This window comes from Halioxenophilus aromaticivorans, assembly GCF_042850945.1.
Lineage (GTDB): Bacteria > Pseudomonadota > Gammaproteobacteria > Pseudomonadales > Cellvibrionaceae > Halioxenophilus > Halioxenophilus aromaticivorans.
In genome coordinates this window covers 4,250,271-4,261,344 of the sequence record NZ_AP031496.1, presented here as the reverse complement: position 1 = coordinate 4,261,344, position 11,074 = coordinate 4,250,271, and the positions used below count along the sequence as shown (strand labels likewise).

At 50.2% G+C, this 11,074-nt stretch carries 8 protein-coding genes and 1 tRNA gene; 4 read left to right on the top strand and 5 right to left on the bottom strand.

What is annotated here, in order from left to right; translation table 11 throughout:
• Positions 1-5: 5 nt before the first annotated feature.
• Together ACGHM3_RS18285 and ACGHM3_RS18280 are read right to left on the bottom strand one after the other, a co-directional pair.
• Positions 6-1,304: an efflux RND transporter periplasmic adaptor subunit gene (locus ACGHM3_RS18285; RefSeq protein WP_345426094.1), complete on the bottom strand. Its 1,299-nt coding sequence runs from the start codon at positions 1,302-1,304 to the stop codon at positions 6-8.
• A gap of 647 nt (positions 1,305-1,951) precedes the next feature.
• Positions 1,952-2,028 (bottom strand) — tRNA-Met (locus ACGHM3_RS18280).
• Between the two features lie 1,309 nt (positions 2,029-3,337).
• On the opposite strand from ACGHM3_RS18280, the gene ACGHM3_RS18275 reads away from it, so the two are divergent.
• The 4 genes from ACGHM3_RS18275 (at position 3,338) to ACGHM3_RS18260 (ending at position 7,769) form a co-directional block, all read left to right on the top strand.
• A complete protein-coding gene (locus tag ACGHM3_RS18275; protein ID WP_345426092.1) occupies positions 3,338-5,428 on the top strand; it encodes a TonB-dependent receptor domain-containing protein in 2,091 nt (696 codons plus the stop codon).
• A 100-nt stretch (positions 5,429-5,528) separates the two neighbouring features.
• Positions 5,529-5,840, top strand: a complete 312-nt coding sequence (locus tag ACGHM3_RS18270) for a hypothetical protein (protein ID WP_345426090.1) — start codon at positions 5,529-5,531, stop codon at positions 5,838-5,840.
• Complete coding sequence (locus tag ACGHM3_RS18265) at positions 5,837-7,396, top strand: PepSY-associated TM helix domain-containing protein (protein ID WP_345426088.1); 1,560 nt, start codon at positions 5,837-5,839, stop codon at positions 7,394-7,396. The genes ACGHM3_RS18270 and ACGHM3_RS18265 overlap by 4 nt, the downstream gene beginning before the upstream one ends.
• Positions 7,397-7,418: 22 nt before the next feature.
• The gene (locus tag ACGHM3_RS18260; RefSeq protein ID WP_345426086.1) at positions 7,419-7,769 is read left to right on the top strand and encodes a DUF3325 domain-containing protein; all 351 of its coding nucleotides are present in this window, start codon (positions 7,419-7,421) and stop codon (positions 7,767-7,769) included.
• 28 nt (positions 7,770-7,797) lie between these two features.
• Here the strand turns inward: ACGHM3_RS18260 and ACGHM3_RS18255 are convergent, their stop codons facing one another.
• From ACGHM3_RS18255 to pth, 3 genes are all read right to left on the bottom strand, one after another.
• The gene (locus tag ACGHM3_RS18255; RefSeq protein ID WP_345426083.1) at positions 7,798-9,003 is read right to left on the bottom strand and encodes an MFS transporter; all 1,206 of its coding nucleotides are present in this window, start codon (positions 9,001-9,003) and stop codon (positions 7,798-7,800) included.
• Positions 9,004-9,293: 290 nt separating this feature from the next.
• Positions 9,294-10,385 carry a redox-regulated ATPase YchF gene (gene ychF, locus ACGHM3_RS18250; RefSeq protein ID WP_345426121.1) on the bottom strand — a complete coding sequence of 364 codons (1,092 nt, stop codon included), beginning with the start codon at positions 10,383-10,385 and terminating at the stop codon, positions 9,294-9,296.
• Between the two features lie 61 nt (positions 10,386-10,446).
• Entirely contained in the window at positions 10,447-11,034 is a 588-nt protein-coding gene (gene pth / locus ACGHM3_RS18245) for an aminoacyl-tRNA hydrolase (protein ID WP_345426080.1), read from the bottom strand.
• Positions 11,035-11,074 lie beyond the last annotated feature (40 nt).

Here is an 11,074-nt window from a genome sequence, read left to right as displayed (position 1 = left end):
CCCCGTTAAGACGGTTTGTTTTCAGGGCGTCGGAACTTTGGGCGTTCACCGTTGGGCGGCGGGGCTCCTTCCGGACGGCGGCCGGGCGGTGCCTCAGCAGGCTCGTTGCTGGGGGGCTGGCTTACGCCAAGGCCGGTTTCGGCATCGGCTAAAATAACTTGCTTGCCATCGCGCAATCGGTCGAGGCCTTCCAGCACCACCAATTCGCCTTCTTTTAAGCCTTCGATCACTTGTACTTGGTCACCAGAGGCCTCTCCCAACACGATGTCCCGGGCGTAGGCTTTGCCTTCGGTAATGACGTAAACATAGCTGCGGTTGGTGCCGTATTGAATGGCATCACCAGGGATTAATAAAGCGGCATTTAATGTGGACAAGCGCAGGCGTACGTTAACAAACTGATTGGGGAAAAGTGCCAAATCATCGTTGGCAAATTGCGCCCGTACTTTTAGTGTACCGGTTGTTAAATCTATTTGGTTATCCAGCGTGGTAAGTTCGCCGGTGGCAATAATTTTGGATTCTTCCCGGTCTAATACATCGACCACCATCTTTTGGTTGCCAAGGTAGGATTTGCGCAGTGGTCCTACTTGAACCTCCGGCACGGTGAAGTTAACGGTAATGGGTTGCATCTGTGTAATTGTGACTAACCCTTCTGCGTCGCCGGTGCTGACTACGTTGCCCTGGTCGACTTTTCGCAATCCAAGCATGCCCGATATCGGCGCTTCAATTTGCGTCCATGAAAGTTGCAAGCGAGCATCTTTTACCGCAGCTTCGTTTGCCTTAACCGTACCTAAAAGCTCGTTCACTAGAGCCTTTTGATCACTAAGGGTTTGGCGGGCGATAGAATCTTGTTCCCACAGAGTTTCGTAGAGTGCCAAATTGGATTTTTCATTCGCCAGTTTTGCTTGGTTTTGTTGCAATTGTCCCTCTACTTGCTCTAGCTGTGCCTCATAGGGCAGTGGGTCAATTGCGGCCAAAACGGTCCCTTTTTCTACCGTAGCGCCTTCCTTAAATAAAATGCTGTCGAGGATGCCGCCAACACGGCTGGAAACATTAACTGTATTCAGCGGTGTAACTGTGCCAATGGATTTAACCAACACATGCAAGTCGCCGATCACCGCGGGCTGGGCCTGCACTATGGCGGGGCTGTCCCAACCTCGGCGTTGCGGTGGCATGGATTGAGAATCGGAAGATGGCAAAAAGGAATAGACGATGGCCCCAGCCACCACGGCCACTAAACCGCCTCCCAAAATTCCGGTTAACAAACGTCCTCGCTTGGGAGTGTTAGGGGGAGTACTGTTATCCATGTAACGATTCCTAAAAAAGCGGCTGATACACAGGCGTTGACCCAGGCCTGTGTGATGATTGTTTTGTTCGTAAAACGTTTTTTCTTCGTGCAGCGCGCACGTATCTCAAAGCCTCTATTTCAATAAGATGGCTCGAGCCTTAACTGAATATTCATTAGGGCGGCAGCAATTAATTATTGCTATTGCCCAAGCGCCGATCGAGCTATCAAAAATCCACCACTGACTAACCTAAATCCCCATAAATCCTAAGCTTTATGGCGCTTAATTCGTAATCAGAGAATGTCTTATTTGATCGTCGTTCGACGAGTTCAATAAAATAATACTATGAAGAATTATCTATGATCAGTGTTTTGGCTAACCATTCCTTAATCTTTCCTCAATTAAAAGAAATGGTCACACGAGGGAGAGCGATGTGCACATTATTTCCATAGTGTATGGCCCGTCATTGGGCTCTTCCATCAATGCGGAACGCCGGAGGTCATTTTCGTGCTTGGAAAGGGCTTGCATGTAATTGTTGTGCAAACTTTGCCCGTTTGCTTGTGCAGGGCCGAGAATTGTTAGAAAGATGCTCGTCCGATAAGGATATTTCAGGCGGATTTGGCCAGGGTTTGTAGCTGGGGGAGTTTTGTGTATAGGCAAGGGGGAAGTGGTAGCTAGGGGGAGACTTGAACTCCCGACCTCAGCATTATGAGTGCTGCGCTCTAACCAGCTGAGCTACCTAGCCACTATATATGCCTCTTTACCGAGTAGCGATAACCGATTTGGTTGCCCGCCATTTGGTGAGGGCGCGCATTATCGACGACACCTGAGGCCGTGTCAAGACTTATTGGCACTATCACGCAATGGTACTGGACATATCCTTGGAGTCTGTTTAAGCCTAGTTTGGCTCATCTGTAGGCCTGACAGCTTAGTCATCAACGGTGTACGTTATTCACAATCTTTGCACATTTGCCACTTTTGTTTATAGGAAATATGGTGCAATAATCAGCGGGGTAATGAAAATCATTATCGTCACCGAAAGCCACGGGCGGCGATCGATTTCCTCACTGATGAGAGGAATGCATCAAATATACTGAGCATCTTGCTCAAATTTGGTCGCGTTTAATGATTTGTACAAAGCTTTTACTATGGCGAAATTAGCTGGTGATTGATAATTGTTAGCGTTTAGGTTTGGTTGAATTTGAGACAGTGCTACAAACGCAGGGATTGGGTCAACAAAGTATCTGACTTTCCCCGACGAGGTGTTCTGAGTTCAGCAATTGCGCAGCGATACCGCATCTATTCATCATTTTTAGTTTCTTTTATCTATTCCCTACAGCAGCGCAGCACTGTCGAATCCATCTGCTCTTTGCTGGTGAAATGCAAATTACGTTTACGGCGTGTTGGGCGTGCCTGTGGATAATTTTTGATTTTGGTGTTCCAGTGGTTAAGGTTCGTTTTTAAATGTTTAACCTTAAACACGGAATTACGCGGTGTATAACCTTGGCCTAGCGACACCAAACAATAGGTAGTGAAATTTTGGCAGGATTTAGAGATCCATTAACGCCCGGTTTAGACGTGGCGAATTGCATTTTTGTTCAGCCTTCAGAGACGTCCGTTTTAGACAGTTGCTGAACGGCCGAAGAGAAAACTTCGATATTTTATTTTCTTATATCTTCTCTGCGAAGTTGTATTGCACGAAGGATTTGCAATTATCTGTAATGGCGACGCTAGAAACAGACCCCAAAAGCGATGCTGTGTACTTTAATCACTTATGCCTAAGATCGTCGACTGCAGTTTAGTATTTTACTTTAGCTAACATTTTTCCTTCACACTAGAAAAACGCTGGAAATACGGCGTTTCTACAAAGCGCTATGGATAGCGCGCATCCGTTACCTGATTAACTAAAAACGATAGATACACACCTGTGACACTAGACTGGTTGTTAGAGTTCATTAGTGACCACCAGTCGGCGCGTGTTAGAAGGAAAGTTTCTGCCTCGTTTTTGTAAGCTCTATATACGAATTAAAGATCACTCAGAGGAGTACGACACTATGGCAATTAACGCCATATCAAAGGGACCACTGGTAATAGCCTCTCACAGCAGCACCGTAATACTGGCTTCGCTGCTCTCCGCAAGCACGGCGCTTGCGCAATCGGATGCAGCTACCGATTCAGAGATCGAGCAAGTGGTAGTGACCGCCGCTGGCTATCAACAGAAAATTATCGATGCTCCAGCCTCTATTTCAGTGGTAACTGCCGAGCAATTGCGCAAACAAGCCTATACCTCCATTGTTGATGCTGTGCGGGATATCCCCGGCGTCTACGTTAATGGTGGCGGCAATATGCAAGACATCAGTATCCGGGGGATGGACGACGCCTACACGCTGTATTTGGTCGACGGTCGCCCGATTTCTGCCGGCCGGAATATAAACACTAATGGCTCTGATGGCGGCAAACAAATTGCCATGCCACCACTGGCCATGATTGAGCGCGTGGAAGTGATTCGTGGGCCAATGTCCTCCTTGTACGGCTCGGAGGCCATGGGAGGGGTTATCAATATTATCACCCGTGCCACGCCCCAGGAGTGGACGGGTAATGTGGCGGCCAACTACGTCAACTCCATGAATGACATTACCAACGACGAATATACTACGGATTTATATTTGGCCGGCTCACTGATAGACAACGTGCTTGGCTTAGCGGTTACCGGCAGCTTAGAGCATACCGACGAAAGTGACTTCAGTGGCGGTGATGATGGCGCATCGAGTCAGCCGGAGCTTGATACCCAACGTTTTGGTGGCGAATTAACTTGGCAAGCGAATCAGTCCAATAGAATAGGGCTCTCCTATGATTACGCTAATACCGAATTTGATCGTACGCCGGGAAAATCGATCTCTGCTGACTCTGACCCTTCTAATTATGAGTACGAAAAAGAACTGCTAACGCTGACCCATGACGGCAGTTACGGCGCGCTAACAACCAGCACGTTCTTACAGCAAGACACCTCAAAACGCGTACAAACCGATGATAAAGAAGAAGAAATTGTTACGTTAAACACGCAAATGAATTATGCCGCCGGCCCACATATTTACACCTTCGGTGGCCGCTATAAAACCGAAGAGCTGGTGGATGAAACTAACGGTCTTTTATCGGCCAATGTTGCAGGTGCGGTTGCCACGGTGGACCGTTGGATTGCGGCGGTATTTGCCGAAGTGGAATGGAATTTCTTTGACGACATTGCCATTACTACCGGCTTGCGTTACGACGATGACGAATTGTTCGGCGGCCATGTCTCGCCTCGGATTTATGGTAACTGGACCATCTCTGATTCATTGACCCTAAAAACCGGGGTGAGTACGGGTTATTCCCAGCCATCGCTACCAAACGCTACGGAGGGTTTCGGCCGAGGCACCGGCGGTGGCGGTTCACCTAATTTAAGCCCTAGTGGTGATTCTATTTCTCGGGCGTTAATTGTTGGTAATTCCGAGCTAGAGCCAGAAACCAGCATCAACTACGAGATGGGGTTGCATTATCACGATAGGGATAAGGGCCTATCCTCTTCGGTCACCGTGTACCAAACGGACTTCAAAGACAAAATTGCCGAAGATCGTTATTGCACATCGCCGGACAGCGTCGATCGAAATGACTACCTAAGCTACACCTGTGAGTACGGCGGCAATACCTATTATTTTTTAAGTACACGCCAAAATATCGACGAAGCACAGATTCGTGGCTTAGAAGCCAGTGTTAAATATAACCTCACCCAGGCGCTAAGCTTAACTGCCGACATGACGTTAACCAAATCTGAGCTGCAGTCTGGCGAGTTTGCCGGTGAGCCGTTGAATAAAATTCCCAAGCGCATGGCCAACCTTGGCCTGGATTGGGACATCAATTTTGCCATGAATGTTTGGGGCAGAGTTAACTACCGTGGCGAAACCAGTGATTACCTTGGCCGCACCTCGGTCAGTGAGGGCACTCCCGGCTATACCATGGTTGATATCGGCGGCTCCTATAACGCAACGGAAAGCTTGCAGTTAATGCTCGGCTTGTACAACGTTGCCAATAAAGAAGTCACCAACGACACCTTCGGTGTTGTATTGGATGGTCGACGTCTGGATTTAAGCGTGAGCTATTCCTTCTAAAATCCTCACGGCTACAGCACAGGGAAGTGCTGCAATCTGTCGGTAGAGTTTTGCTCTGCCGGCTCTCTGTTTTTAAGATCAGCTATCGCGGATGTATCGCATGTTTAAATTCTCAGGCTACAGCCCAGTTGTTGCCGACCGGCTTGGCGTCACGGCGCGAGTGTTGGTCGCAGCGTTGGCCGGCTACGTTTTGGCTATGGTTGCGTGTTTATGGCTTGGCCAGGGGCTCAGCCTAAATAAGCAAGAGGCGCGCACGTTAAATAACATGATGTTTTTCGTGTTTTACGCTTGCGTCATCATCTGGGTTTTTTCCCCGCAATCTCATTTCAAAGCCGTGCTCAGCACCTTGGGTGTTACAGGACTTGCCTGGGCGGCATGGTGGGCGATAGCGCCCCAGGGAGTTGCATCATGAAAGCAGCGGGCTTCCGCGCCTCTATGTTGTGGCTACACACCTGGAGCAGTTTAATTTTAGGTTGGTTACTGTTTGCCGTATTTCTTACCGGTACCCTGGTATTTTTTCGCGAGGAGATCACCTACTGGATGGAGCCGGAATTGCACCAATCCGTGCCGGCTGACAATAGCGCCGAAATAGCCGTGCAGTACCTAACGGAACATGCGCCCCTGGCCCAAGAGTGGCGCATAGAACTGCCAGACGACCGGCACAGAACCTTGGATGTACGCTGGCGCAACCCCGGTGATGAGAGTCGTCGCGGAGGGCCGGTGCAAACGCTGGATGCCAGTACCGGAGAAGCATTATCGGCAAGGGAGACTGCCGGTGCTAACTTTTTATACCGTTTTCATTTTGAGCTCTATGGCATACCGCGAGAGGTGGGCCGTACCCTTGTGGGCATTGCCACGATGCTGATGCTCATCGGTTTAATCACCGGCATTATTATCCACAAGAACATCTTTAAAGACTTTTTCAGTTTTCGCACCCAAAAATCCCAGCGGGGGTTTTTGGATGCCCATGCCTTCACCGCGGTGTTTGCGCTACCTTTTCATTTAATGATCACCTTTTCCGGCTTGGTGTTATTGGCGGGCACCTTGGTTTTTTGGAATAACGAACCCAGAGAGCGCCATGGGGCCGGCGCTGGTCGGCCTGTGGCCCAGGTGGCGCCTACAAATTTCCAGCCACCTCCTTTGCAGGCCATTATTAGTCACGCCGAGCAACACTGGGGCCAGCCGGTGGCTTCGGTGGAGGTTAGTAAGCCAGGCAGTGTAGGCAGCGAAATAACGGTTTCGCCAACCGAGGGGGATCGCTTTAGTAATGGCCGTGGCGGTGGCAAACAGCTTATTTACGATGGGCAAGGTAACCTTGTGGAGGATGTTGCCACGCGGTCGGCACCGAACGCCATCGCTGCCGTTGCTAATTCGTTGGTGATTTTGCATCAGGCTAAATTCTCTGGCCCCATTCTGCGTTGGTCGTTGTTTATCAGCGGTGCGCTGGGCACGGCCATGGTCGCCACAGGGCTGATTTTTTGGGTGCGCAAACGAAAAAAACAACAGCAGGGCCAATTTGGCTATGAGCTGGTCAACGCCGTTAATTTGGCTTCTATAGCCGGGCTAATGATTGCTACAGCTGCGTATTTTTGGGCCAGCCGGTTGTTGCCGGTGGGCCTAGAGGCGCGGCCTGAAAAGGAAATCGGTATTTTCTTTGGTGTGTGGCTACTGTGCTTGCTACACGCTGGGGTGTGGCGCCATCGCAGTGGCTGGATTCAGCAATTGGGTTTGTTATCGGTGCTGCTCATATTAATACCATTGGTGGATACCTTAACATCGCCAACCTCTTTGTTAGCGGCTATCAGCAATGGAGACTGGCAACGAATTGGGTTTGATGGTGTAAGCCTCTTCGCTGGTTTGGCCTTTGCAGCAACCGCCGTTTTTATAAGCCAAGTTAAAGTGAAGCGGGTTGGCGACTTTGCTCAACTGGCCAAAGGACTATTCGCAAAAAACGAAGCCAAAGCCTAGGGTAGGGCAAGAAGGAAAATCGATGATTATCAGTTTTTTACTGTGTAGTGCGGCGTTTCTGCACTTTACGCTTTGCCGCAAGGCAGAATATAAGCGGGTGTACAAAGGTGCACCTACCCCGCTGGAGTTTTGGGCTTTGCAAGTATTGGCCTGGGTTTTCTTGCTGGCCTCCCTCTATCCCATGGTTGCTTTGCGCGGGGCAGAAATTGGAACCACCTTGTGGTTTGGTGTGCTTACACTAGCGGCGATGTTAGTGCTGTGGCTAACCAATTACTGGCCCTGGGCTCTGCACCAAGTGTGGCGCTTGTGCCCAGGTAGCTGGTTTTTGGCAGGCCTTAAAAAGGCCTCTAAACCGAATGCCGGGGTGGCTTAATACAGATTTTTTCGGTATCAAATATGGGCTAAGCGGGAGTTTTCTGGGCTGTGTACCAAGCAATGATTGCAGCCAGTACCAGCACCGCGGCGCTGGCGCTGAAGGTGCTGATATGGCCATGCCAATCAAACAGCAAGCCGCCTACAGTAGAACCCAGCGCAATAGCCAGCTGAATAATAGCCACCATGAGCCCGCCACCGGCTTCTGCGTCCTCTGGCATGGCATGCGCCAACCAACTCCACCATCCCACCGGGGCCGCAGTTGAGAACAGCCCCCAAAGTGCCAGCAATAAAAATACGCCAGGTAACCAATGCCCTAAAGCCGTCAGGCTCAAGGCTACAGCGGCCATCAAAAGCGGTATGGTGATAATCGTGCCGAATAAGCTGCGCCTAATAAATAGATTAACCAGCGTTGTACCTATAAAGCCGGCAATGCCGATGGTTACCAAAGCTAACGATAACATTGAAGGACTAACTTCGGTTTCGATCTCTAAAAACGGCCGTATGTAGGTGTAGAGGATAAATTGGCCCATAAAAAAGGACCCGCAGGCAGCCATACCCAAGGCGATATGCTTGCGGCGTAGCAGATGAAAAAAGCCTTTGGGTTTGCCTTCATTCGCCAAGGCTGGCATAGAGGGGAGGCTTCGCCACTGCCAAATAAATACAATAATTGCGATGGGCACCAAGCAGGCAAAAGCGCCGCGCCAGCCCACCACCGCACCTAAATAAGCCCCCAGAGGAGCCGCTACGATAGTGGCCAAAGCGTTGCCGCCGTTAAAAATGGACAACGCCTTGGGGACGTCCTTGGCGGGCACTAAGCGGATGGCGGTGGCGGCGGATAACGACCAAAAGCCGCCCACTACCACACCAATAAAAGCACGGCCTACCATATAAATTGCGTAGTTTTGAGCCAGCGCGATGATTGCACCGGACACCGCCATTAGCGCGGTAAACAAAAGTAGAAGGGCTTTGCGGTCTATGGCGCCGGCCAGCCGGCTGATCAGTAAACTGGTGATCACGGCAAAAGCGCCGGAGATAGCAATGCCTTGGCCGGCCAAGCCTTCGCTCACGGCGAGATCTTCAGCTAACGGAGTTAACAGGCTCACCGGCATAAATTCCGAGGCGATCAAAGAAAACACGCACAGCGTCATGGCAAACACGCCGCTCCAGTAGGCTGACTGCTGCGATTGGTGGATAGAATTATTGGGTGAAGTTTCGTTCTTGGTGGTGGGCATAAATTAGAGCGATTTAATAAGCGGAAAGGTCGTAATAAAAAAGAGCTAAGACCTTACCGCCTTCCACCAAAGTGAACAATTATCGAAACCCGATTGTTCTCATGAGCAGAGTCGATAAATCAATGGGGTCAGAGCGATTGATCTGAGCAATTGATGTAAGCAACGTATCAATCGCTCTGACCCCATTGATATATAAGTCGATTTTATTAGGCGAAAAAAAACCTGCCGGGGGCAGGTTTAGCACAGACAAGAATCAATGGCTCTGACCCCATTGATCTTGTTTTGGGGGATCAGACGTTGAAGCGGAAGTGAATTACGTCGCCGTCTTTAACGATATATTCTTTGCCTTCTAAACGCCATTTACCCGCTTCTTTTGCGCCTTGTTCGCCGTTGTGGTTTACAAAATCGTCGTAGGAAACAATTTCTGCGCGAATAAAGCCTTTTTCAAAATCGGTGTGGATTTTACCGGCGGCTTTGGGGGCAGTGGCGCCAATGGGGATGGTCCAGGCGCGCACTTCTTTTACACCGGCGGTGAAGTAAGTGTGTAAGCCCAATAGTTCGTAACCGGCGCGGATGACTCGGTTCAAGCCTGGTTCTTCCATGCCTAGGTCGGCCAGGAATTCGGTTTTTTCTTCGTCATCCAGTTCCGCTATTTCAGCTTCCAGCTTGTTACAGATGGCGACCACCACGGCGTTTTCGCTTTCAGCAATGCCGCGCACAGTATCTAGCAGGGCGTTGTCTTCAAAACCTTCTTCGTCAACATTGGCGATGTACATGGTGGGCTTTAACGTCAATAGGCTCAGTGGTCTAAGCAGCGCCAGCTCGTCGTCGGTTAATTCAAACGAGCGCAGTGGTTGGGCTTCGTTTAGGTGCGGCAAAATCTTTTCGCACAGTGCTTTCATGGCCTGGGCGTTTTTGTCTTGCCCCTTAGCGAGCTTGGTGTACCGGGTAAGGGCTTTTTCTACGCCGTCTAAGTCTGCTAGGGCCAGCTCGGTGTTAATAACTTCTATATCTGCAGCAGGGTCTACTTTGCCCTCAACGTGGATAACATTGCTGTCGTCAAAGCAGCGAACCACGTGGGCGATGGCGTCTGTTTCGCGGATGTTGGCTAAAAATTGGTTGCCGAGGCCTTCGCCTTTTGACGCGCCGGCCACCAAGCCTGCAATATCGACGAACTCCATGGTGGTAGGAATGACTTTTTCCGGCTTGACGATCTCTGCTAGCTTGTCTTGGCGAGGGTCCGGTACGGGCACCACGCCAGAGTTAGGCTCAATGGTACAAAAAGGAAAGTTTTCTGCGTCGATACCGGCTTTGGTAAGCGCATTAAAAAGAGTTGATTTGCCCACGTTGGGCAAGCCGACGATACCGCATTTAAAACCCATGGTTTGTTGTCCTGTATGAGTCACCCGCCTGCCTGAGGTGGGCTGACAATTTTTTAAAAGTTTAACCGGTAGCTGTGTGCAACGCTTGCATTGCGCCGGCCCAGTCGCCGGCCATTAAATCGGGTAGCACTCGGCTAGCTTCGTAAGCGGCGTCTTCGGTCAGTTTGTACTCTGAATCCGGCGCCCGTTTTAACACGTAGCCGCTCACCTGCTTGGCGTTACCGGGGTGGCCAATACCCAATCGCAGGCGAGCAAAATTTTTGTTGTTACCCAATGCGCTAATGGTATCGCGCAGGCCGTTGTGGCCACCGTGGCCGCCACCAATCTTTAATCGCGCCACGCCGGGAACCATGTCCAACTCGTCGTGAGCAATCAATATTGCCTCTGGTTCAATTTTATAAAAATTGGCCATGGCGGCAACCGCTTGGCCGCTGCGATTCATGTAGGTGGTGGGAATTAATATACGCAGTTCTTTGGTACCAATGAGAACTCGGCTTGCTAATCCAAAGAATTTACTTTCTGGCTTTAATTCGCCACTGTATTGCTGGGCGATAAGAGCGGCAAAATCCCAGCCGGCGTTGTGGCGGGTATGTTGATATTGGGCATCTGGATTACCCAGGCCAACTAACAGTTTTATGGGCGTATTCACGGCAGTGATTTCGGTAGGAGGGTAGGTGGGTGGGGGCCAG

Bases quoted from the DNA above. Each gene is read 5' to 3' on its own strand.
- ACGHM3_RS18285 (WP_345426094.1), bottom strand. From the start codon at position 1,304: ATGGATAACAGTACTCCCCCTAACACTCCCAAGCGAGGACGTTTGTTA.
- ACGHM3_RS18275 (WP_345426092.1), top strand. From the start codon at position 3,338: ATGGCAATTAACGCCATATCAAAGGGACCACTGGTAATAGCCTCTCAC.
- ACGHM3_RS18270 (WP_345426090.1), top strand. From the start codon at position 5,529: ATGTTTAAATTCTCAGGCTACAGCCCAGTTGTTGCCGACCGGCTTGGC.
- ACGHM3_RS18265 (WP_345426088.1), top strand. From the start codon at position 5,837: ATGAAAGCAGCGGGCTTCCGCGCCTCTATGTTGTGGCTACACACCTGG.
- ACGHM3_RS18260 (WP_345426086.1), top strand. From the start codon at position 7,419: ATGATTATCAGTTTTTTACTGTGTAGTGCGGCGTTTCTGCACTTTACG.
- ACGHM3_RS18255 (WP_345426083.1), bottom strand. From the start codon at position 9,003: ATGCCCACCACCAAGAACGAAACTTCACCCAATAATTCTATCCACCAA.
- ychF (WP_345426121.1), bottom strand. From the start codon at position 10,385: ATGGGTTTTAAATGCGGTATCGTCGGCTTGCCCAACGTGGGCAAATCA.